Origin of the sequence: Gaetbulibacter aestuarii (assembly GCF_039537665.1) — a bacterium.
GTDB lineage: Bacteria > Bacteroidota > Bacteroidia > Flavobacteriales > Flavobacteriaceae > Gaetbulibacter_A > Gaetbulibacter_A aestuarii.
Genome location: NZ_BAABAY010000001.1, coordinates 878381 through 901904 on the forward strand (window position 1 = coordinate 878381; position 23524 = coordinate 901904).

At 37.2% G+C, this 23524-nt stretch carries 18 protein-coding genes; all 18 read right to left on the reverse strand.

The window, feature by feature from the left end:
* Positions 1-13 precede the first annotated feature (13 nt).
* The 18 genes from ABD682_RS03925 to ABD682_RS04010 all read right to left on the reverse strand — a co-directional run bounded on the left by ABD682_RS03925 (position 14) and on the right by ABD682_RS04010 (position 23428).
* Positions 14-772: a DUF6090 family protein gene (locus ABD682_RS03925; protein WP_344739218.1), complete on the reverse strand. Its 759-nt coding sequence runs from the start codon at positions 770-772 to the stop codon at positions 14-16.
* Complete coding sequence (locus tag ABD682_RS03930) at positions 769-1497, reverse strand: DUF6090 family protein (RefSeq protein WP_344739220.1); 729 nt, start codon at positions 1495-1497, stop codon at positions 769-771. The genes ABD682_RS03925 and ABD682_RS03930 overlap by 4 nt, the downstream gene beginning before the upstream one ends.
* Positions 1490-2305: a DUF6090 family protein gene (locus ABD682_RS03935; protein ID WP_344739222.1), complete on the reverse strand. Its 816-nt coding sequence runs from the start codon at positions 2303-2305 to the stop codon at positions 1490-1492. Before ABD682_RS03935 ends, ABD682_RS03930 begins: the two co-directional genes overlap by 8 nt.
* Before the next feature lie 16 nt (positions 2306-2321).
* On the reverse strand, positions 2322-3104 hold the full coding sequence (locus ABD682_RS03940; protein WP_344739224.1) for a DUF6090 family protein: 783 nt from the start codon (positions 3102-3104) through the stop codon (positions 2322-2324).
* Positions 3088-3864 carry a DUF6090 family protein gene (locus ABD682_RS03945; RefSeq protein WP_344739225.1) on the reverse strand — a complete coding sequence of 259 codons (777 nt, stop codon included), beginning with the start codon at positions 3862-3864 and terminating at the stop codon, positions 3088-3090. The genes ABD682_RS03940 and ABD682_RS03945 overlap by 17 nt, the downstream gene beginning before the upstream one ends.
* Before the next feature lie 12 nt (positions 3865-3876).
* Positions 3877-4455 carry a Pycsar system effector family protein gene (locus tag ABD682_RS03950; RefSeq protein WP_344739227.1) on the reverse strand — a complete coding sequence of 193 codons (579 nt, stop codon included), beginning with the start codon at positions 4453-4455 and terminating at the stop codon, positions 3877-3879.
* A gap of 20 nt (positions 4456-4475) precedes the next feature.
* Positions 4476-5516: an adenylate/guanylate cyclase domain-containing protein gene (locus tag ABD682_RS03955; protein ID WP_344739229.1), complete on the reverse strand. Its 1041-nt coding sequence runs from the start codon at positions 5514-5516 to the stop codon at positions 4476-4478.
* A complete protein-coding gene (locus ABD682_RS03960; RefSeq protein WP_344739231.1) occupies positions 5516-5890 on the reverse strand; it encodes a response regulator in 375 nt (124 codons plus the stop codon). Before ABD682_RS03960 ends, ABD682_RS03955 begins: the two co-directional genes overlap by 1 nt.
* A gap of 19 nt (positions 5891-5909) precedes the next feature.
* Entirely contained in the window at positions 5910-9776 is a 3867-nt protein-coding gene (locus tag ABD682_RS03965; protein WP_344739233.1) for a sensor histidine kinase, read from the reverse strand.
* Between the two features lie 22 nt (positions 9777-9798).
* Positions 9799-14613 (reverse strand): sensor histidine kinase, encoded by a 4815-nt coding sequence (locus ABD682_RS03970; protein ID WP_344739234.1) that lies wholly within the window; start codon positions 14611-14613, stop codon positions 9799-9801.
* On the reverse strand, positions 14613-15656 hold the full coding sequence (locus ABD682_RS03975) for a sensor histidine kinase (RefSeq protein WP_344739236.1): 1044 nt from the start codon (positions 15654-15656) through the stop codon (positions 14613-14615). Before ABD682_RS03975 ends, ABD682_RS03970 begins: the two co-directional genes overlap by 1 nt.
* Positions 15653-16795 (reverse strand): FIST signal transduction protein, encoded by a 1143-nt coding sequence (locus ABD682_RS03980; protein ID WP_344739238.1) that lies wholly within the window; start codon positions 16793-16795, stop codon positions 15653-15655. Before ABD682_RS03980 ends, ABD682_RS03975 begins: the two co-directional genes overlap by 4 nt.
* Positions 16796-16928: 133 nt before the next feature.
* On the reverse strand, positions 16929-17690 hold the full coding sequence (locus ABD682_RS03985; protein ID WP_344739240.1) for a DUF6090 family protein: 762 nt from the start codon (positions 17688-17690) through the stop codon (positions 16929-16931).
* The gene (locus ABD682_RS03990; RefSeq protein WP_344739242.1) at positions 17683-18435 is read right to left on the reverse strand and encodes a DUF6090 family protein; all 753 of its coding nucleotides are present in this window, start codon (positions 18433-18435) and stop codon (positions 17683-17685) included. The genes ABD682_RS03985 and ABD682_RS03990 overlap by 8 nt, the downstream gene beginning before the upstream one ends.
* Positions 18436-18456: 21 nt before the next feature.
* The gene (locus ABD682_RS03995) at positions 18457-19197 is read right to left on the reverse strand and encodes a DUF6090 family protein (RefSeq protein ID WP_344739243.1); all 741 of its coding nucleotides are present in this window, start codon (positions 19195-19197) and stop codon (positions 18457-18459) included.
* A gap of 28 nt (positions 19198-19225) precedes the next feature.
* Positions 19226-20506, reverse strand: a complete 1281-nt coding sequence (locus ABD682_RS04000; RefSeq protein ID WP_344739245.1) for a DUF6090 family protein — start codon at positions 20504-20506, stop codon at positions 19226-19228.
* A gap of 5 nt (positions 20507-20511) precedes the next feature.
* Positions 20512-21240, reverse strand: a complete 729-nt coding sequence (locus tag ABD682_RS04005; RefSeq protein ID WP_344739247.1) for a DUF6090 family protein — start codon at positions 21238-21240, stop codon at positions 20512-20514.
* A gap of 19 nt (positions 21241-21259) precedes the next feature.
* Complete coding sequence (locus ABD682_RS04010) at positions 21260-23428, reverse strand: molybdopterin-containing oxidoreductase family protein (protein ID WP_344739249.1); 2169 nt, start codon at positions 23426-23428, stop codon at positions 21260-21262.
* Positions 23429-23524: the final 96 nt, after the last annotated feature.

Genomic DNA, 23524 nt, shown 5'->3' on the forward strand with positions numbered 1-23524 from the left:
TGATGTATAGCTATTAATCATTCAGGAGTTTTGTATTATGGATGTACTCGAGCATGTCGATCGTATTTTCTAGCAACTGTTTTTTTGTGGAGATTAAAAATTGGTCCATGATGATTTTATTAGTCAGTTTAGAAAGCATAACCTCTAAAAGGTCTTTCTCATTTAAATTTGACCAGTATTTTTCGAGTAAAGGGCCTGAAATGATGGATGATTTTAAATTATCTGTTGATTCACTTTGAAGAAGAAAATATTTGTTGAATTGGGAATTGAGATAAATAGAAACGTTTTCATCCATGATCTTCAATAATTTTAGTTGTTGTGAATTTAATTTTAGAATTCTGTTCTTAAGATCGTTTTCAAAGTAATTGATGTCGCCTGTATTTAATAAGGAAACTATCGTATTTCTGTTTATTTCATTACTGGGATCAAAGAATGGCACAAATTCGTAACGCGCTATGTGTTTTAAGGTATCTATTGTTGCGGTTGGTTTAGATAAGCGTTTTCTGATTTTGTTCAGATAACTAAGGTCTAATGTAATGGTTTTAATTTCTTCGTTAATTTGTATGCTGTCTAATTGAAGATCCTCGGAAAGGGATTTTAGGGCTACTATCATGGCGTGATGTTCTTTTCGTTCTTCATTCCAATTATTCACTTGTAAGGCAATTAAAATCCCAATGACCACCAGAATTATTTCACCCATAGTATATTTTAAATAGCCAACAGTTTTGTTTTCCTTTAGAAGTTTTTGGCGAAGTTTTCTGAAAAGTTTCATAAATCTTTGAAGTTTTGGGATAACCGAATGATATCATCAAGGCTCTTAGTTACTATTGGAAAACTACCGGATTTTCCAACAACATCGTTCAAATTATCATATCGAAGCCTGATAAGATACTCAAATTCTAGCGATGATAATGCCTCAAGGTGATTTCTCTTATCTTTAAAATTAAAGTTGTAATCAAGATTTTTTGAAAAAAAAGGATCAAATTCATTGTAAATCGTTTGACGTGCCTGAATTTCATTTTCTTGAAAATCGGCTACCATATCAGGCCAGGAAATTAAGAGATCCCGTAATTCTTTATTTCGGATAATATCAAAAGATGAGGTACTAATTATGGAATTAACAGAACCTTGTGAAGGATTAAAGGTCCAGGTATAAAACACTTTGTTCAAATAAGAACTTATGGAATCTAAATTATCTTTTTCGATGTCTATAGGGAAAAGCTTTATCAATTTTTCACAGGCATGGAATGATTTTTTGTGATAAGAAATAACAGAATCTAATTGTTTTCTATTTTGTAAAAATTCTTCATGAATAGCGGCTAGAACGGATTTTTCTTTAAGTGTATCCTTGCGTTTTTCATTCCAATTATTAATTTGGAGCGCTATTAAAATACCAATAACCACAAGTATAATCTCTCCGATAGCATATTTTAAATAGCCTATTGTTTTGTTTTCCTTTAGAAGTTTCTGGCGGATATTTCGAAATATTTTAATCATGGTTAGAGATGGCTTTTATTTCTTCGTTAATGGAGTCGATCAATGCTGTAGTAGTACGGTCGATTTGATCGTAAAACTGAACATGTGCATAGGAAATAAATATGCGTAAGTTTACCATATTCAATATTTTTAATTGATTTTCAGGTAATTTTAATTGGGCTGATATATAAGGCTTAAAATGGCTGTAATCCATTTTTTTCTGAGAAAGGGAATCCATGTTGATTACTAATTTTACAGAATTGCTTAAGTATTGATCGCCAAAAATTGTCAAGGGAAATATATTTTTATCAAAAGTGCCATCTACGAGGTTCGTATTGTTTTTTTCCGTTATCGACGTGAATCGCTCTAACTGTTGATAATAGGCAACCAGATTTTTTTTAAGAGCATCGTTGTGAATGAGATTTAGATTTCCGGAGGAACTCAATTCGGTAAAGGTGGTGTTTGACGACCGAAAAGTGATTCGGGTCATCATGGAATTAAGCCAGATAAAAAGACTATCCAGCTTTTCAAAACCTTGTGTTTCTGAATAGAGGTTTTTTATTTTTTCACCATTGGCGAAGTATTGCCTTTCAATTATTTTATACGTTTTGAGATCTTGTTTTTGTTTGATTAGGTCATTTTTTAGATTTTTTAAATAAGCAACTTCACTTTGGTTGTTCTTTCGGGCGGTATTCCAATTATTCACTTGTAGCGCGATCAAAATACCAATAACCACCAAAACAATTTCGCCAATGGCGTATTTTAAATAGCCAACAGTTTTGTTTTCCTGTAATAGTTTTTGTCGTAAGTTTTTAAAGATTTTTATCATGTAATTTATTAATAACCTATTTATGTTTTAACTCCTCTCGGATCTCTTTTTGTATATTTATTGAAAGCGCTTTTAGATTTTCCAGGCCACCCAACCGATCTTTATGGATATCGATCATGTCGTATAGTTTTGGGTTTAAACTTTTATCATTTCTGAAGGCTTTCAAATCATATCGGGCCGTAAACAGATCTTCTCCGGCTCCCGAGAAATTGGAAAATTGGTTGGAATGCCGATTTGGATTCAGAGGAATAATCTCATAGTAATTTGAAAGCGCTTCAATTAAGGTATTACTTAATGCATAGGTTTGTTCCGAATATTGTTGTAAAAAGTCGATCTGACCATAGTATTGTTTTAAATTCCTCCTAAGATCCTCAGAATGAATTTGATTGATGAGATCAGAGGACATCAATTCCGTATACGCATTACGTGAAGATTTAATGGCTGGCGTAAAACAAGCGAACCGGAATGCTCTGGCGAGAATGGTATCATTATCTTTAGATAATTGTTCTGTAATATGTTCGTCGAACAAGCGCTCTGCCGAAGCCAGAAAAATACTTTTCTCTGAATTATAAACATTTGCAAAGTAGGTAGAATCTTCCTTTAGTTCGTCGCTTAAATTCTGAAGTACTTTGTGGGCTCGTATATTTTCGTTACGGTTCTCATTCCAATTGTTTACCTGCAAGGCGATCAAAATGCCTATAACCACAAGTATTATTTCGCCCAAAGCATATTTTAGATAACTTATTGTTTTGCCTTCCTTCAGCAGTTTCTGGCGGATGTTTTTAAATAGTTTGATCATCGGAGGTCATATTTTTATGAGCATAAGGTTCGGATGCCTGAATGATCCTATCGATGATAGTTTCCAGCGATTTTTGTCGGGCAATAAATCCCTGATAATTGTAAAGCAGGTCGTCAATCAAACTTTCAAACTCAACGGCCTTGAAAATGGCAAATTTATCAATGCTTAGTTTTGAAGGCGATTGCCATTTCAAGCGGCCATACATATCTATATTTTTTAGTGGGTAAGTCTTGTAAATATATGCCAACAACAAATTGGAAACGCGTTCCCGGTTTTCCAACGATCTCTCAACAAATTCCTTATTTTGGGTCCATTCAAAGATCAAATTTTTAATGGTATCATTCTTTATGTATTTCATTTTTCCCGATTGAATAATTTCCAACACGGTATTTTCGGAAAAACTAACACTGCCCATTTCAAAGAGCTGGTAAAGAATACTGTCTATGTTTTTGGTTTTTAAATACGATTCGTCTGAGCCTATTAAATCCATAATGATTTTACCCGAGGCCATGCTTCCTTCATTCAAAAGCAGGTCTGATTGAAGCAATGTTTTGTTAACTTTAAATTCAGTATTTAGGTTTCTGTAAATATTGTGTTCTTCAATAGTGGCCTGGCGATCCTCGTTCCAGTTATTTATTTGAAGCGCCATTAAAATACCAATCACTACAAGAATGATTTCTCCAAAAGCGTATTTGAGGTAATTTATTGTTTTACCTTCATTAAGAAGTTTGTGGCGGATGTTTTTAAAAAGGTTGAGCACAGTTTTCAAAAATTAAAAGAAATAAACCATAACATAATGAGCCGCTAAAATCAATAGGACCACTAAACTTATGGCCAGGAAATAAATAGCCCGTTTAACATTTTTGAATTTCCAGGCGGCTATTTTAGAACTGATATAGATCTGTTCTCCTAATTGTTCAAAAAGTGTATATTCATCCAGGCTGATCTCGAAAAACGTTTTAGAAAATTGTTTGATGTCGCCAAAACGCGTAATCACATCCCCAAAGAAAAACACGTTTGGCGTATATTTTCCTTCAATTTTCGGCATAAAACAACGCACGCAATAATAAATGGAAATGCAGGTACAGAGCACCCATAATCCTATTAAAGAATACATTAAGGTATTGCCGGAAGGTTTATGTGTTAAGGCCTCAACACCCTGATATATAAAGTTGAGCAGAATGCCATAAAACGAAAGGATCAGTCCGGCTTTTAGTTCAGAGGACTTTATAAGATCGGATACATAATTGATGCTTCCCCAATAATGGTCCACCAGGTCTTCGGTATGTGGAGACCGTTTAATGTGCTCTTTCAGTTTTCCGGATTTTTTTGGTTTATCTTTTTTTTCCATTGAAAAGGGTTTTAGAATGCTTATTCAATAACCTGATAAATAGTCATTGGTTGTGCTTTGTTTTTTAAGGTAATGCTTCCGATTTTTTCGCAAACAAATGATTCCTTCACTTGTTGATAACAGTCCTCACTGATTACGATCTGGTTTTCTGCTGCCGCATCCTGTAATCTGGCTGCGGTATTAACGGTGTCGCCAATTACAGTATAATCCAGGCGCTTTAAACTTTCCGAACCTATGTTCCCGGAAATCATTTCGCCACTATTAACACCTATGGATACTTTAGGCTGAAACTTGAGCGTTGTATTTACCTGTGGCAGGTTATTAATTTTGTTACGTACCGCCAAAGCAGCATCCAATGCACGATCCAAGTGATATTCACCTGTAAAAACAGCCATGATGGCATCGCCTATAAATTTATCCACATAACCGTCCTGGGCCATGATTTCTTTCACCATTTCATCAAAATAGGTGTTTATTAAGCTCACAACGGTATTGGCTTCGGTAGTTTCACTAATGGCTGTAAAACCGCAAATATCAATAAAAAGCACTGTGCCCTCTACAGTTTCGTTATCCAATAAAGTAGCTTCATATTCTCTACTATTCATAAAGTTGAGAACATTTTCATCCACATACATTTTAAGGATATTGTTCTCTTTTATGGCCTGAATAGTTTGTTTGATATACTTGGCGTGCTTCAGGGTTTTTTCCATAGTTAGGGTCAGGTCCTGAAAATTGATAGGCTTCGTAATAAAATCAAAAGCACCCCGATTCATTGCAGTACGGATATTATCCATGTCGCCGTAGGCGGAAACAATAACCGATTTAATAAGCGGCTGCTGTTCACTTAATTTACTAAGGAGTGTTAGTCCGTCCATTTCCGGCATATTGATATCGCTTAATACAATATCAATCTCAGGTACTTCGCCAAGTTTGGTTAAAGCCTGTTTTCCGTTTTCTGCAAAATGGAATTCGTACTCTTTATTACGGATTTCCTTTCGAAACTTCTGTTTGATGAGGGTTTGTAAATCCGGCTCATCGTCAACAACGAGTATTTTTGACATCACATTAAGGTTTTTAATTTTTCTTTTAAGACTTTAAAATCAAGTGGTTTCGTTAGAAACTCATCGGCACCAAGTTGGATAGCACGTTGGTAATTTTCATCGTCACCGTAGGCTGTAATCATCATCACCACCAAAGGAGGATTTGTAAAGTCATTTTTTATTTTATCCAAAAGATCAAGTCCGCTCATGCCCGGCATATTGATATCGGATAAGATCAATACCGCTTCCTGATCCATGGTTTGGAGGGTATTCAAAGCTTCTTCTCCGGATAGCGCGAACATAAAATTTAGTTCATCATGTTTAATTTCTTTTCTGAAGCGCTGTTGAAAAAGTAATTGCATGTCTTTTTCATCATCTACTACTAATATTTTCATAGTGGTTATATTTTTAAAATTAATTTTTTTTCTTTTTCGTTTTTACCGGTAATTCGATAGTAAATACTGTGCCTTTACCTTCTTCACTATCAACAGATAAATTACCCCCGTGGGTCTTAATGATATCATAACTAAGACTAAGCCCTAAGCCGGTACCTTCACCTGTGGGTTTGGTTGTAAAAAATGGCTGAAATATTTTATTAACGAGGTTTTTTGGAATGCCGTTGCCGTTGTCCGTAACGGTTACCTCTACAGAATCCTCTGTTTTTTTAGTACTTACCACAACGGTAGGTTCGTAGGGTACTTCCGGTTGTTCTTTCTTCAATTGATTTTTCTTTTCACTTACGGCATAAAAGGCATTTGTAATTAAATTAAGAACGACCCTACCAATATCTTGTCCAACGATCTCGATTTTACCGATACTTTCATCAAAATCAGTAGTCATGGTTGCATTAAATGATTTGTCTTTGGCACGCAAACCGTGATAAGCTAACCTGAAATATTCATCGGCTAAAAGATTAATGTCTACAGGGGCTTTTTCACCCGAACTGTTTCGGCTATGCTGTAGCATACCTTTAACAATACTGTCAGCACGTTTCCCGTGATGAGCTATTTTATCAAGGTTTTGTATGAGGTCATCGGCGATCTCCTTTACTTCATCATTATTTCCTTGATCCAGTTCCAACTTCATTTCATCCAGTAACTCTTTACTTACCTCTGAAAAATTATTAACGAAGTTTAAAGGGTTTTGAATTTCATGGGCAATACCTGCAGTTAATTCTCCAAGTGACGCCATTTTTTCCGATTGGATCAATTGCTTTTGAGTGGCCTTCAACTCGTGATAGGCTTTTTCAATTTCTTTAGCCTGAGCCAATTCTTTTTCCTTTGCTTTTTCGCGTTCCCTGAGGATTACCCGACGGCGCATAATCCTATCAAAACTATAGATCAATAAAATCAAGAGAAGAACATAGCTTCCATAGGCCCACCAGGTTTGCCACCACGGAGGTGAGATAATGATACGTAACGATTTTCCTTCTTCATTCCAAACACCATAAGCATTAGATGCTCTAACAATAAACTCGTATTCTCCGGGTTTTAGGTTGGTATAGGAAGCATAGTTTCGGTTGTCATAAACCCAATCGTCCTCATAGCCTTTTAATTTGTGAGCGTATTGATTTTTTTGCGGATTGGCATAATGTAATGCGGCAAACTCGAAACTTAGATTATTTTTATTGTGTTTGAGGTTGATCTCTTTAAGGTCTTCCAGATCAGTGGTTAAAAGCGAAATATTATCTGGAGCATAAATGGATTTATTTGAGATTAAAACATCTGAGAAAACTAAATTTGGTGGGGTGTTATTTTCTTTAATTTTATTCACGGCATTAAGGCCATGTTCCCCTCCGAACCAAAATTTTCCGTCGGGAGTACGAGCACATACATTTTGAACAAAGGAATTACCGCCTAAACCATCTCCTGAATTATAATTAATAAAGGTAACCTTGCTCAGAGACTCGTTTATTATCATTCGTGATAACCCACTTTCGGAAGAAATCCACATTTCACCATTCTCACCAGGAAGAATGTCTGCGATAAGATTGGTTGGCAATCCATCCTTCTGGGAATAACTGGTGAATTGGTTTTTATCGGGATCAAATCGGGTTATTCCTGCAGCTGTTGCGATCCATAAAACTCCATTTTTATCTTCAATTAGAGACCTGATATTATTACTTCCTAATGAGTTTTTATTTTCCGGATCGTGTACGTAACTGGAAACATTATTTGATTCAAGATCAATTTTATTTAAGCCACTTGAAGATGTTCCAACCCAAACATAGTTTTCTTTAACTACAAGCCCTGTGATACTATTTCCGCTTAGGGACTTTTTTTCATCCGCCCGAGGAAGATCTTGCTCGAAAATTTGCAATAATTTCTGGTCGGGAATGCCTATCACACGAATTCCATAAAGGCTTGTTACATCAGGCTCCACAGCATTCCAGGTTCCATAACTATGACTGTCATCAGATTTATAATGCAAGGTGTATTCTCCGGGTTTTAATTTGATGGTATTAATAAGGATCCTGTTTTTGGAATCGCCACCGGCATAATACGAATTATCTAACTTGAATGAATTCCAAATAGTATCATGAGCTTTATTTTCCAGCCATCCAAAATCTACCATACCATTACCCGTGTTTCCTTCTCCAACACTTTCAATTAGAAATAAGGTTTCCTTAAGCACTTCAAATGGTTGGGATAAATTTTGATTATCGGTAACCTCTTTAATTTCTGCAATGGAATTACCTGATATTGCCAGAGAATCCGTTTTTTTAACAAGTTTCGAATCATAAGTTCGTGTTAACGTACTTTTAAATTTTTTAAATACTTCCGTTTTGGGATTAAAATAATTTAATCCACTGTTGGTTCCTATCCAGAAATTCCCGGAACTGTCCCTTTGGATTAATCGAACTCTGTTGTCAGAAATTCCTGATTCAGATCCCGGGGTGTAAACAAAGCGTTTAACTTCCTTAAGGTTCTTATCCAATTCAATAAGCCCGTCTCCCCAGGTACCTAACAGTAAGGTGCCGTCATTTTTTTCACCAATACTTCTTACAGATCCTCCATACATATCATTTTCGGCTTTAAATGAAACATGCCGAAAGGTTTTTTCTTTCACATTAAAAATATCCATACCGTTTCCGCGTAAGCCAACATATAAGATATCAGGGTTAATTTTTGAAGCTTTTAGACCAAAAACGGCGTTGGAACTTAGGCTGGGCATATTGGCATTAAAGGCATATAATTCAAAAGGGTTTTTTAATGGATCGTATTTTAAAAGGCCCTTGCTCGTAGTTCCAAACCAAAAAATACCACTTCTATCTATTGTAAACCGGGTTAAACTAAAATCTCTTCCTCCACCAGGTATTTTTTGACCACCGGCAATAATAACCTCATGATAAGTATCAGAAATACCATCAAATTTCAATAACCCTCTGAAATTATTAGCTATCCAAACATTTCCCTTTGGATCCAACAAAATTTTATTCCAGTGGTTATTGATTTCAAACGGTCCGTAATCATAGCTTTCAATAGTTTTAAGTTCAGTTGTAGCTGGGTTGTATTTATAAATTCCCTTTCTGGAAGTGAACCAAACAATATTATTAGTATCAACAAATAGGTCAGTTATCGTATTGGAAGCAGTATCAAAGGGGCTACCCTGGGGGTTTTTTATCGGAATTTGTTTAAAAATAGTATCCTTTGGAGATTTGTATAGCATTCCGGTTAAACTTGAGGCGGTCCAAAGACCTCCTTTACCGTCTTCAGTTAAAGCCAGTAAATAGCCATCTATATCTTTTGGTGTTTCTGAATCAATAGGTTTATAAGCTACCAGTTTCCAGGTATCATTCTCTGTATCGAAGGATAACAAACCCAAATCAGATAAAGCCCATAATTGGTTTCGGGAATCTATAAAAACATTAAAGCAACGGGCAATATCACTACTTACCGAAAACAGTTTGACAAAATCATAATTTGTAAATTTCCGGGTTTTTCGATCATAGCGTGACATACCAATTTCTGTACTTACCCAAATATTATGCTCTGCATCCTCGAGAATAGCCCAAATAGAGTTATTTTGTATACTTGAAGGATCACCATTATCATTTTTAAAGGTTTCAAAATGATACCCGTCATATTTTTGTAAACCATCAAATGTTCCTATCCACAGAAATCCATAACTATCTTGAAAAGTAACAGTTACCTGAGGTGATGAAAGGCCATCAACAACCGATATATAGTTGGGTGTAATTTCCTGTTGTGCCATTAAAACAGATGAGAGTAATATTAATGGAATACAGGTTTTTAATATTTTTTTGAGATACCGTTTCATATTATTGGATTTACATATTCAATTATTTTATTGGTAGGCTTATTCTAAATTCAGTGCCTTGATTTTCAAGTGATTCAACGTTTAAATCTCCGCCGTGTGCTTTCACAATGTCATAGCTTAGGCTCAAGCCTAACCCTGTACCACTTCCAGTAGGTTTCGTGGTAAAAAATGGCTGAAAGATCTTTTCAATCAGATTTTTTGGAATACCACTGCCATTATCTTTAACATGTATTTCTACAACCTGGTCTAATTTTTTTGTGCTAACCCAAACAGAAGGTTGGTATTCGGTTTCCGAAACGTCTTCCTTTAATTTTTTATACTTTTCTGTTACGGCGTAAAATGCGTTAGTGATCAGATTAAGGATCACACGGCCAATATCCTGACCTATCACATTGATATTACCTATGTTTTTATCGAAATCGGTGTTCATAAGTGCATTGAACGTTTTGTCCTTAGCTCGAAGACCGTGATATGCCAATCTTAAATATTCGTCGGCCAAAACATTAATATCAGTGGGTTCTTTAACTCCTGAACTGGTGCGGCTATGCTGTAACATACCTTTTACGATGCCATCCGCCCGTTTTCCATGATGCGTTATTTTTTCAAGGTTTTGAATTACATCCAGGGCAATGTCCTTAACATCCTCCAGGTTACCGGCCTCGAGTTCTTCTTTCATTTCTTCAAGTAATTCTTTGCTTACTTCACTGAAATTATTCACAAAATTGAGTGGATTCTGGATCTCATGTGCAATCCCGGCAGTAAGCTCACCCAGGCTGGCCATTTTTTCGGATTGAATAAGTTGTGTTTGTGTGGCTTTTAATTCGTTTAAAGTAACTTCAATTTTATTTTTTGCAGCTTCAAGGTTTCTAAAATCTTCATATCGTGAATAGGCAATTGAAAATGATTCAGCCAATATTTTTACTAATTCCAGCTTTTCATTGGTTAACGGAGAGGCATCTCCAACATAAAGCATCCCCTGTTTAAAAGGCACAAAATGTAGGTTGAGTGACTCTGGTGCTGATGAAGCACCCTGGTAGGTTTCGGCACTTTTTACCTGACCCATATCCATCATCGAATGGGTCCAGCTCATAAATTCTTCCTTACTCCAGTGGGTTTTGTATATCTGCTTATTTCTCCAACTGTTTACTACGTTTTCAGTAATTTTATTTGCACTCAGGGTAAGGTTTAAAACCCCCAGAGCTTTGCCCTGAGGTGTTGTTAAATAAACCTGAAGCAGGTTGTCTTCTTCATTAATTATAAAAACACCACATCTGAAAAAAGGGACCTCAAGGGTTTGTAATTCCCGCCAGATAACCGGAGTAATTCGGTTTAAATCTTCAGAGGTTCTCATACTGGCAATTTCACCTCTAACCCTGTCGAGAGAAGATTGTTTAACGGCTTCCCTGGCCCGAAGTTCAGCTGTTTTTAAATCCTGATAACGGCGATAGGTAAGGGTGAAAACATTGGTGAATCGGAGGTATAGGCTTTGAGCTTCGGCTAAAACAGGTTCCTGCGTATATGAGAATAGTCCGCCTTCCTTGAACATAAATATGTTGCAATAATGCCTTCCTTTAGGAACAGCATTTTTAGGTAGTTCGTATTCCGGACTTTCAGATAAAGCTTTGTAATAGGTAAAAGCATCCTGACCATCAAGTGTGTATTGAAAAAGGTCTTCGCCGGTTTTCCAGGCTTTATAAACGCGTTCTAAAAACGGATGGATGGTCATATCGATCATTCCGGAAATATTAACGGCCTGATCAACACCTTCAGTTGAAGTTGTCCATGTGTTCATGGTCTTATTTTCAGAAATAATAATAATGCCACAGCGAAGTGGTTTAACACCCAGGGTTTCCAATTCATGGAATAGCGTAGAAATGGCACCGCCAATAGCTTCACTGGAATGCATAGACATAGCTTTGGCCCTCACGCGTTCAAGAGAAGCTTCAACCTGTGCTTCTCTGGCTTGGGCTTCTGCTTTTTGAAGATCGAGAAAACGTCTGTAAGTGAGGTTGAAAACAGCAGCAAATCGTTCCAGAAGGTCGAGGGACTTCGCAGGAATCATTTCCGGAGAGGATATCAAGAGTAGGCCTTGAGAAAAATAAGCCATGGTTTGAACCCTTCGGTCCTTTATGAGGTTTTCATCAAATGGCATTTTAAGTTCCTCTTTTACAAACGTGATCCATGTTTTTAATTCGTCTCCTTGAAGATCTACGACCAAAGACTTATTGTTTTGTTTCCAACCGGCATATATTTTTGCAATGGTAGGTTGCTCGATAGATGTAGTAAAACTGCGATCAATTTGGTTGCCACCTTGTTCAGTAGCCCAAAACTCAATTTGACCCGAATCTTCTTTTACCACACCGATATTTATCCTTTCCGGACGGTCCCCCAGAACTTTTAATTGTTCAAAAAGTACCGCTGCCACTTCAGATAGTTCTGCACTTTTGTGCATGGCCATGGTTCTGGCCCGAACGCGCTCCAGGGCTAACTGGATTTCGGCTTCTCTAGCCTGAGTTTCTGCTTTTTCAAGATCTTTGAAACGCTTATAGGCTAAATCGAAGGCGGCACCCATTTTTGTGAGGATGGATTCCATTTCATGAGAGGGTGGCTCGAACATATCTATAGCTAATTTCCCACTTTGCAAAGTTTTTACGGTATGGTAGAGGCGCTGTAGATTAATGGATTCCATGTATTCCTCCACTTCGGTTGCAACGTTGTTTTTATTATTTTCCCTGAGCCATTCCATTAAGCGGTCAAAGTCTTTTCCCTCCTGAATTTCCACAAAGTAATTAGCAGGATTTTCCCAAACCCGTTTCACATAAAGATTTGGGTCTCTTTTTTTTAGTTTAAAGGTAATATCGAAGGGAATTTGATAGTCCTGATTATCTTTTTCAAGGGTAGAAAGATCCCACATGCGCACCATTTCGTTTTTTTCTTTTAAGAAAATTGTAGCCGCCACCACATTAGGAATATCCAGACCCATGATTTCATCCTTGAGCTTCCCTACCACATTTATTATCTCTTCAGGTTTATTCATCGCCAGAGCTTTGGCACGAACGCGCTCTACAGCCAGGTCTATACGAGATTTCCGCGCTTGAATTTCAGCATTTTGAAGATCCAGATATCTTCTGTAGGTCTGGCCAAAAACGCCGGCAACGCGTTTCAGAATCTGTGTTTTTTCCTCTGAAATCGGACTCTCAGTAAAAGCAAATAATCCGCCATCCGGGAAAAAGGAAAGTCTGTTGAATTGAATTTCCGGTAAGCTATCCATATCAATTTGAACCGGATAGTTCGGGTAGTTGTTAATAGCTGTATAATATTTTATGAGATCCTGACCTCTCAATTCATAGTTGAAAAAAGATTCCTTGTTTTTCCAGGCTTTAAATATGCCTTGTAGCATGGGGTGAATACGGGTGTCCAGTTGCCCGATAACCAAATCAATTGTTCCATCGGACTTTGCCTTTATGGTCCATAAATCAGAAAGCCCGTCCTCATAAAAGATGATAATACCTAACCTAAAAGATTCAAATTGTAAGCTTACCAGTTCTTGATACATGGTTGCTACGGTATTACCAACATCATGGCTATTATGCATGGCCATTGTTTTTGCGCGTATACGTTCTAAAGACACCTCTATCTGTGCCTTCCGTGCTTGAGCTTCTGCCTTTTGAAGGTCGAGAAAACGGGTGTAAGTTTGTTGGAAGACCTTACCAAAACGTTTGAAAATATCGTGTGCTTCGGGCATAGGTTCAAACGTGATAAACATGAGGCTGACGGTAGAACCAAAAACAAAATGATCATATTGATGCTTCGGGAATTCAAAACCATCTTCAAGCATAATCTCAAATTGCTTAGGCGCAAATTTGCTCAACTCTGCATACATGTTTTTAATGGTTTCTCCTCCAACATATTGAACGAAGAATTCGTCACCTCTTTGTTTCGCTTCTCGTACTTCTTTAAATACCGAAAATTGAGTTGTATCGACTATATAAGGCTCTATAAAACCTCCCTTGGGACTTGTTATCCAATCCTGATAAGCATTATCGTTATTTAGCCAAACATTAAACCCCGTTGTCCAAACCTTTATACCCAATTCTCCAATTTGTTCGAACAATAAGGAAGCGACATTTGAAAGTTCATCACTATTGTGCATTGCCATAGTTCTTGCTCGTACACGTTCCAATGCGAGCTCTATTTCAGCCTCTCGTGCCTGAGCCTCTGCCTTTTGAAGATCGAGAAAACGCGTATAGGTCTGTTCGAATACGATTCCGAAACGCTTCAGGATATCATTTTCGATATCGGAAAATTTCTTCCCGTGATGGTTAATAATAAAAATGCTCGTATAATTTGAAACAAAACAGGAACGACAATAACCGCCTTCCTTAGACAAGAGTTCCTTTTTCCGATCAGCTGAAGCTTCGTTGTATGGTGGATGTTTTAAAAGGTGTTTGAAGAATTCAATCTTTTCCTCATTGGAAAATGTTTCAGTAAAAAGCCCCGAACCTTTTTTAATACCATTAACGAGCTCTGTATAAATAGGACGATCAATAAAGGGCACATGAACCCGTTCGGCGTAATCTGCGGTTCCGCCGGCACCCCAACAGTTTAGCTCGTCTTCAATTTCTTCATTAATGGTGATAAATGCGCCTCCGGTAATGGCAATATTCAAGCCTCTTAATTGTTGATGCACCGTATTGATGACCTCTTGTAATTCAGAGGTATGATGCATGGCCATGGTACGACTTCGCACACGCTCTAATGCTGCTTCAATTTCGAGTTCCCGATTTTTTTCCTCGAGTAGTTTTTGTAGTTTTATTAAATCCTTATGGCCCTGCATTAGTTTTTGTTTGTTGGAATTTTAATCAAGAATTTGGCGCCTTCACCTTCATCAGTTTCCACGATTAATTCACCATCATGAACTTTTATGATATCATAACTTAAACTCAGACCCAATCCCGTACCTTGCCCCGTAGGCTTTGTAGTGAAAAAGGGTTGAAAGATCTTGTTCAATACATTTTTTGGGATGCCAACACCATTGTCCTTAACGGAGATTTCAATATGATTTTCAAACTGCCTGGTTTCCACCATAACTATAGGGTTATAGTTTTCCGGGTTTAATTTGTTCTTTTCTGTAACCGCATAAAAAGCATTAGTTGTCAAATTGAGAATCACCCGACCGATATCCTGAGGTACAATATTTAGAGGTATTAAGTTAGCGTCAAATGAGGTTTCTATACCCGAGTTGAACGATTTGTCTTTAGCCCGAAAACCGTGATAGGCCAAACGCACATATTCATCTACCAATATGTTTAGGTCAGTCAATTCTTTTTCACCCTTATTATTTCTGCTGTGTTGTAACATACCTTTTACAATACCATCAGCACGTTTACCATGATGTGTTATTTTTTCCAGATTCTGGATAACATCATTGGCAATGTCTTTAACATCCTCCAGGTTTCCGGCCTCAAGTTCCTCTTTCATTTCCTCTAATAATTCCTTACTCACTTCACTAAAATTGTTTACAAAATTCAATGGGTTTTTAATTTCATGTGCAATTCCAGCTGTGAGTTCACCAAGTGATGCCATTTTCTCCGATTGGATGAGTTGATTTTGAGTGTCTTTTAGGTCCTGGAGCGATTTTTTTAAAGCATTATTCGAGGCTTCAATTGCTTTTCTCTTTTGTTCCAATTCCTCGATGGTTTCCTCAAGTAAAATACCTGTAGTGCGCTTAACTTTTTCAGTGCGTTGCAACTTAAATTCTGAAATGCTAAGCTCAGAATCCACCTTTTTTACCGCGTCTATCAGACGTGTTTTATCATCAGCAGATATGGTATTGTTATGCTGAATAAAGTCATGAATTATTTGTAATTGTTCGTTCAATTTTTCTCTTTTAAGGCAACACAACATGTGGTTAGGTTGTGCATTTCCAAATTACCTCCTGTAGCTCTACCCAATTCACCATTACTAAACATTCCGGCCATTGGAACATTCCAAACCTCTTTAACGCCCTCTAATTCTTTGGTCATTAATGGACCTAAAGAAAGAATTCTTCCTGCGCAAGAGAACACGATCAAAGCATCGGCTTCGGGCATTTCAGAAACTTTAAGTTTTTTTACACCTTCCACCACCTTATCGATCACATCAAAATCAGGAGGCAATGAGAAACGCACTTTAGAGCCTTGCGGAACTGTGCCACTGGTATAAAATGAATGGTCGGACCAATCAACAACCAACCCTGGACGCATTATAGGATCGCCTTTTTCCCGTTGCAACTGTAATGGAAAGTTAGAGGCTATTTCTACCAGAAGGTTATTATTTTCAGGGGTCACATTTTCTAAACCGCCATATTTAGCGGTGATATCCAGTACAGGAACATTATCAACCGTATATACATGATTACCATCACTTTTGGTCACTATTTTTTCTGTACCTACAGCTTTCCAGCCACAGGTAGCAATACCCTTCACGTCAATTTTTGATTCGTCCAGAGCGACACAAACGAGGGCGTTATCTGAGTCCTTCCTATTAGTAAAAACAAAAGTTTCAGAAAAATTAAAATCATCTCCGGCTGCACCACCAAAAACATTTACTCCCGGACCAATCACAGACTCGATGCCTCGCAACACTTCTTCCCCATCTGCTGAGGCTCCGCTTATTCCCAATAAAAAAGAAGGTTTGGGATATTGTTCATTGGCTTTTTTAGCTACACGAGTTGCGATCTCTTTGTACTTGTTACCGGAAAAAGGTTCAAAATAAATTTGGAAATAATTCCTGTTCATATCCATCAAAAGGATGGCGGCAGAGCCTTTCTGAGGTGTTTCATCGATAAACTCGCCATTAGTAGTACAACCAAAAACCGTAATGTTTTTGGCATCCATCAAAGCTGTGATGGCTTGTCGGTCTTGACTTTTGGAAATAAATGCGAATGCCAGAGTAGGCTGAAATCCATCGCTTAAGGCTTCATTTAAATGGGTTTCAATCTCTAGTGTACTAAAACCTTTAATTGCTTTAGAAATCATATTGGTGGTTGGTTAATAGCTGGATGGTCTTGGCACAATGAAGTTCAAAGACGCAACTAAAGTTAAGGAATTATCCTAAATATTTTATGGTTATCTTTTCAATAACAGATTTTTAGAAGGTTTTTCTGAAAATCTAATCATTTTTAATATCGGTATTTATTTGTTTTAAAATGTCGTCTAGTAAACGTTCGGTTCTGTTCAGTTGGATCAAATAATTATCTAATCCAATAGCTATATTTTCTACCATATTTTCAAATTTTTGATCTTCCAAAAGTTTTCTGTTATCTACAATAAATCCGGATGTTGGAAAAGTGATACTACGGTTTTCATAGCTTACCTGGTCGGCATTTAACCAATTACCATGTTCCAGCATATATTCATTTAAATAATTCTGATTTAATTTGGTTTCGTCAAAACGCCCTTTAATGATTTCAATGATTGGTTTCCAAGAGGAGAGTTTTTTTCGTAAGTCCTCATCCATTATAACACTAAGTTTCCCTGAGTTAATAATTTCATCTAGCGTACCATTCACGGGAGAATAGGCCGGGGCATTGAAAATTCCGTTTAAAATACTATCAAAGGTTCGGGCAGTTTCTGGTTTTTCTTTAAATCCGGTATGGTTTAACATCGCCAAACAATAGCGAATACTTTCCTTAGACTCGCTTACGGTAGACTGTAATATATCTTTATTGTTGTCAAAATCAGCTTTTAGATTTTTTAAAATTTGTTGCTCCTCAATAAGACTTAATCGGTTTTGATTCCAGGTATTGATCTGCAGTGCCAATAAAATTCCAATCACCACCAGAACGATTTCTCCAATGGCGTATTTAAAATAAGCTACGGTCTTGTTCTCTTTGATCAATTTATTCCTAATATTTCTAAAGAGTTTAATCATCCATTTCGGTTTTAAGTTCTGATCGTATCATGTCAAGCATTCGTTTGTTTGCTTCTCTCAACACATTTAGTTCACTCAAGGCATCAGCCATGGTGATATAGCGTTCCGTTAGGTAATCTTCAAACAGAGGATCATTAAGTAATCCGATGTAATCAGAATCAAACTGGCTTGGAGGTAATTCAGATTTCCAAACCCTCCTGTAATCCAGATTTCTAATGTATTTTTCTAAAAGAGGTTTGGAGTTAATAACTACGGCAACACAGCGGTCTTCATTTTCCCGCGCGTCAGATACAACATCTTCCCAACCAAAAAGCAACTTGACCAGGAGGTCGTTCTTAATGAGGTGAATATCTCCGGACGAAATGCCCGATCGCAAAGCCCCGTTCAAAGGATCGAAAGTCCACTTCCATGACAGGTTTTGAAACATCCCGGGCATAGCCAAGGTATCAATATCAGTGGAGCCTGTAATTTTTAAAAAATCCTGAGTACTTTTTAATACTTTATTATCATATGAAAGCACCGTATCTAATTGTATTAAGTTAACTCTGAATTCTACCTCCAGCGCGTTCATAAGTTTCTCTTTTTTCACTTGGTCTTTTAGGTTTTCATTCCAGTTATTGATATTTAACGCAATCAAAATGCCTATTACCACCAGTACAATTTCACCAATGGCGTATTTAAAATAGCCTGTAGTCTTATTTTCTTTCAACAACTTTTGGCGAATATTTCGAAAAAACTTGATCATGATTTTTTATGCCATTAAAAATTAGAGTTTTAAATACGTATCAATTTGCTTTATGCAAGTTTCTATGACCTCGATGGTTCTCTCATAACCAATTCTAAAATTAGCTCTACCATTTATGGCCTCAACAATTAAGGTTTCAAACTCAGGATCATGCATTAAATCTTCATAGTTATTGGGTATACCAATAATATTTTTTCGATGAGTAATACTATCGGTTATTATTTTGGAAACGAAATGTTTTTGATAGTATGGAAACAGAAGTCTTGCCGCATTACGTCTGGTTTCAATTTTTAATTGAAGGCGTTTATAGCCACTTTCATAGATGTAAGTAATCAGATCTCTTAGTGTGTCTGATTTTATGATCTCAATATTTCCGGATTTTAAGGATTGGTATGCCGAGGTTTTGGGAAAAGAATAATCAAAAGCTATCAGGTTGTAAAAGTCATCATACATCGAATCCACCAGCTTTGGGTTAGTTTGAATATAAGAGTATACATTTCTAGTGGCCTGTTCACATATTTCAGTAGTTTCTAAATCATTTTTTAATTCATTCAATGAATATTTAAGTTCTTCTTTAATACTAAGAAGCATGTTACGCTCTACTTTATGTTCTTTTCTATTTTCATTCCAGTTATTGATACTTAGTGCAATTAAAATTCCAATAACCACCAACACAATTTCACCAATGGCGTATTTCAGATAACTTGAAACCTTGCCTTCCCTGAGTAATTTTTGACGTATTGATCTAAATATTTTAATCATTTTATGGTGTGGTATTTTATATGCACTATCATTCTTTTAAAAATTGAATATTCTTTATTTTTAGGGTCATTCCTTTTGGATCCTGAACCACGAAACCGGCCAATTGATATAAGTGTTTCAAGTTTGCTTTCGGAAAGTCTTTTTGTAAATCGAATGTATAGGTTTGCCAGTCTTTAGATAAGGTTAAGGGAACTCTGGACTCAGTACCATCATCGGGGTCGTATTTGTCCTTCAATGCTAATTCAAGTTTTTCACCTCCGGTTTTTCCCTTCAATTCGACCTGTATTTTTTTGTAAGCAGTAAAATCTTTGGAGGGGCGATTATTAAATCCAAGTGAATCTACTACAAACATCGCCGCAGCCCAATTGAGATTTGGATTAATATGAAATTCGAGATAGTTCTCATGACCTTCAAACTTTAATTTGTCGAAACCTTTATTAGAATCTGTAAGGATATGAACGGATTTTGGAATAATACCATTTATAACTACCTCTTCCTGACCAATATCTGAAAAATCAGTTTTGTAAAGTGCTACAGAGCGCATCACCTGGTCTGAAGCCTGCAATTTATGTTGATTGATGAGGTCCAGGATACTTTTACCAATAAAGTGAAGTTTTAATTTGGAAGGTAAAAAATTATTGTAACCGTGACTAACAACAGCCGCATCATAAGTTGGCGCATTAAGCATTTTTTGATAGTTGTCTTTGATCTCCGTAAAAGCTGTAGAATCCCTACCCAAATTAAATAATGCTTCATAAGAGAAACCCCAATTTGTCTTGTTGTTTTCCATTAACAAGTTGTCCAGGAAGGTTCTTCCCTTATTTTCCCATTTACTTACTTGAGCCGCGGATTCATAATAGGTTAATAGTAAGGTTTCTATATCTGTGCCTTGAAGTTTTCCCAGATATCCTGTTGTTTTTAAAGTTTCAAAACCCGAGGTATTAGGTTCGAAGGATTCCAGGTTGAACAGGATATTCAAATAATCTTCAGTAGCCTTGTAGTCCGTAAAAGTGAAATCTTTCTTTGATCGAAGGCGCCAGAAATGTTGTGTATTGTTAGCTAGTTGTTCATTTATGAAATTTAGATCTGAAGCCTGCTTCAAATCATTTTCAATATTAATGCTAATGTTGTTCAAATAGCCCCAAAGCGTTTCTTGTTCAATACGATTTTGATTCCAGTTATTTATTTGAAGCGCGATCAAGATCCCGAAAACAACCAGTATGATTTCCCCGATGGCGTATTTTAGATAATTAGAAATTTTATCCTGCTCAAGTAATTGTTTTCGAATGTTGTGAAAGAGTTTGATCATTTTTTTTACTTCAATTCTGTTTCAATCATTTTTAAAAGCCCGGTATTAAAATCTGTAAGACCATTCATTCTTACACCTAACGCATAGGCAAATGCCAGCTCATCGTTGGTTAGCTTTAAATAGGAGTCTGTTTTTAAAGCACTCATAATTTTTTTAATTTCTTTAGGGTAAGGTTTAAAGGATTTTTTACGATCGTAGGGGTACAATGAATTCATAAAAGTGGAATAATCGGTGCGCAAATTATTTAAATAAACCTCTGTATTTTCTGAATACTGATAATAGGTAAGTATGGCTTGCCGAATTTTTTCGTTTTGAATAAGTCTTAAATTACCCGTACTGGTTATATCCTTATAGGTCGATTGGTTTTCAAAAAATGATGTTCTACTACCAACACCACCATAGCCAAGGGTGTCTATAAACTTAAGCGTATCTTTTATTTCTGGAGATTCAAAAATATACTTTCGAGCAAGTAAAAGTGCCTTAATTTTTTTAGGCACAGAATTTTTAAAATATTCAAATGAATTGTAATCTCGTTTGAAATCGGCAGCAAAATTTTCAAGATATTGACGTTCCAATTGCCTGTCATGTCTTTGCTCATTCCAATTGTTAATGCTTAAAGCAATTAAAATTCCAATAACAACCAGTACTATTTCACCGACGGCATATTTTAGATAATTTAAAACTTTTCCTTCTTTTATGAGTTGTTTTCGAATGTTGTTAAAGAGTTTGATCATGGGCACTAGCTTGAGGCTTTTATACTTTTTGAATGTTTACCCGCGTTTCCTGAATAGCCGGACCACCACCCATATCGGCAAGTTTAGCACTGGTTAAGGCATTTGCTGAAGATCCTCCTTCAGTTAAAGAGGCCCAAAAGCCCTGTGGCATACAAACGACGCCCGGAGTTACTTTTTTGCTTATTTGTGCCGGGATAAGAACACGTCCTTTCTGATTAAAAACCTTGAGTTGATCACCGTTTGAAATTTGAAGCGTTTTGGCGTCCTCAGGATGTATATCAAGGTGATATGCTGCCGTTTTTAAATTACGTACTACATTGGCATGGCTGCTATTTAGGAAGTTTTTTGACTTTTTAATACTTAATAATTTAAAAGGGTAATTTTTAAGGTCGTCTTCCGAAATTGCCAACGGAATGTAATCAGGTAATGGTTGTTTTAATGACAGGTCATAAAAAAGACATTTTCCACTTTTAGTACCAAAATTACCCTCGGCATGTGGCATCCATTTTTCAGGAAGTTTTAATCTTTGTCCGCCATTTTTTCGCAGTGATTCAAAAGTGATTCCTGCCATATATGGGTGCTGGCTGGTAACGGTTTTTTTCACCATGTCCAGATCAGTATCATCAAAATAGGAATCTGTAAAGCCCATTGCTTTGGCAAGCAAGCGATACAATTCGGAATTAGGTTTGGCTTCACCAATCGGGGCAATAGCCGGTTCGTTGATATTGATATATGCAGTTCCCCAGGAATCCAGAACGTCCCAGTTTTCCAATACCGTTGTGGCCGGAAATACATAATCGGCATAACGCGCCGTATCCGTTAAAAAATGTTCGGAAACAACGGTGAGCAGATCATCACGCTCCAACCCTTTTTTGATCAGGTTTTGATCCATCGTTGTGGTCATTGGGTTTGAACTGTGTACGAACAACGCGTGTATACCCGGTTCGAGTTCCGTATCGGTCAACACTTTACCCAATTCAACCATATTGATCGACCGGGTGTTCTGTTGCTGTAATTCTTTTGGGAGATCGACGGCTTTCCAATTGAGTGCCGAACCAAATAACTCATAGGTCATATGCATCAGGCCGCCACCAAAATAACGCCAGGAACCGGTAAGTGAGGGCAGCATGGCAATCGATCTAAAAGCACCTCCTCCATTAGATTGGTGTTCCATCCCGATCAAAACCCGAATTAAGGACGGTGCTTGAGCAGACAATGCGTAATCTTTAGCGAAGGTGATAATGGATTCCTCTTCCAAACCGGTTATGGTAGCTACGGTTTTAGGGTCGTAATCAGCAACATGCGCTTTTAATTCGTTAAAACCTGAAGTATAGTTGTCTATGTAATCCTGATCCTGAAGATTTTCTTTTAAAATAACATGCATCAAGCCAAGCGCCAGAGCAACATCAGTTCCGGGCTTGGGCTGAATATGCCAATCGGCATCCTCAGCCGTTTTCGACTGAAAAGGATCAACTACAATGACTTTAGCACCTGCATTACGCGCTTTTTCAATAAAAGGCCACAAGTGCTGATTGGAATGTTTCGTGTTTGTTCCCCAAAGGACAATGTATCGGCTGTGTACAATATCTTCAGGTAAAACTCCCGTAGTTTGTCCGTTTGTTGCCGAAACGCCTGTTGCTGCTATACTGCCGCACATGGTACCATCGCGCTGGCTCGCTCCGATTCTGGCAAAAAAGCGACCGGAAATAGCATGGCTTTGAACCAAACCCATATTGCCCGCATAACTATACGGGAGAACAGCTTCACCCCCTTTTTCAGCAATAATGGTATGGAGTTTTTCAGCCACTTCCCGAATACCTTGTTCCCAGCTTATTTTTTCAAATTGTCCGCTGCCTTTGGGTCCGTTGCGTTTTAAGGGATAAAGAATTCTGTCCGGATGAAAGGTTACATCTTCGGGAAAGGTTTCCATTTTATCACATAATTTTCCTGCTGTAAACGCGTCATTATTGGCTTGAAAATTGGTGATCTTTCCATTTACAGTAGTAACAGACCAGCTACACCGATCAGGACAGTCGTGATAACAAGCGCCCCAAACAGTTTTTGAATTATCCTTTGAGGAACAGGCAGATAGTACAGGCATGGAGGCCAGGCTAATTCCGGCAGCACCCAGGGCGCTTAACTCCATAAACGCTCTACGATCGAGCGTTTTATTTTTTTTAGAATCCATTGTTGGCGTTATTAAGGCCACTAAGGATTTGGGAATGGTTAGTGGTTGGTTTCGGTATCTAATTTAATAAATAGTTGGGAATAAGGGGTGTATTAC

Bases quoted from the DNA above. Each gene is read 5' to 3' on its own strand.
- ABD682_RS03925 (WP_344739218.1), bottom strand. From the start codon at position 772: ATGAAACTTTTCAGAAAACTTCGCCAAAAACTTCTAAAGGAAAACAAA.
- ABD682_RS03930 (WP_344739220.1), bottom strand. From the start codon at position 1,497: ATGATTAAAATATTTCGAAATATCCGCCAGAAACTTCTAAAGGAAAAC.
- ABD682_RS03935 (WP_344739222.1), bottom strand. From the start codon at position 2,305: ATGATAAAAATCTTTAAAAACTTACGACAAAAACTATTACAGGAAAAC.
- ABD682_RS03940 (WP_344739224.1), bottom strand. From the start codon at position 3,104: ATGATCAAACTATTTAAAAACATCCGCCAGAAACTGCTGAAGGAAGGC.
- ABD682_RS03950 (WP_344739227.1), bottom strand. From the start codon at position 4,455: ATGGAAAAAAAAGATAAACCAAAAAAATCCGGAAAACTGAAAGAGCAC.
- ABD682_RS03955 (WP_344739229.1), bottom strand. From the start codon at position 5,516: ATGTCAAAAATACTCGTTGTTGACGATGAGCCGGATTTACAAACCCTC.
- ABD682_RS03960 (WP_344739231.1), bottom strand. From the start codon at position 5,890: ATGAAAATATTAGTAGTAGATGATGAAAAAGACATGCAATTACTTTTT.
- ABD682_RS03965 (WP_344739233.1), bottom strand. From the start codon at position 9,776: ATGAAACGGTATCTCAAAAAAATATTAAAAACCTGTATTCCATTAATA.
- ABD682_RS03970 (WP_344739234.1), bottom strand. From the start codon at position 14,613: ATGCAGGGCCATAAGGATTTAATAAAACTACAAAAACTACTCGAGGAA.
- ABD682_RS03980 (WP_344739238.1), bottom strand. From the start codon at position 16,795: ATGATTTCTAAAGCAATTAAAGGTTTTAGTACACTAGAGATTGAAACC.
- ABD682_RS03985 (WP_344739240.1), bottom strand. From the start codon at position 17,690: ATGATTAAACTCTTTAGAAATATTAGGAATAAATTGATCAAAGAGAAC.
- ABD682_RS03990 (WP_344739242.1), bottom strand. From the start codon at position 18,435: ATGATCAAGTTTTTTCGAAATATTCGCCAAAAGTTGTTGAAAGAAAAT.
- ABD682_RS03995 (WP_344739243.1), bottom strand. From the start codon at position 19,197: ATGATTAAAATATTTAGATCAATACGTCAAAAATTACTCAGGGAAGGC.
- ABD682_RS04000 (WP_344739245.1), bottom strand. From the start codon at position 20,506: ATGATCAAACTCTTTCACAACATTCGAAAACAATTACTTGAGCAGGAT.
- ABD682_RS04005 (WP_344739247.1), bottom strand. From the start codon at position 21,240: ATGATCAAACTCTTTAACAACATTCGAAAACAACTCATAAAAGAAGGA.
- ABD682_RS04010 (WP_344739249.1), bottom strand. From the start codon at position 23,428: ATGGATTCTAAAAAAAATAAAACGCTCGATCGTAGAGCGTTTATGGAG.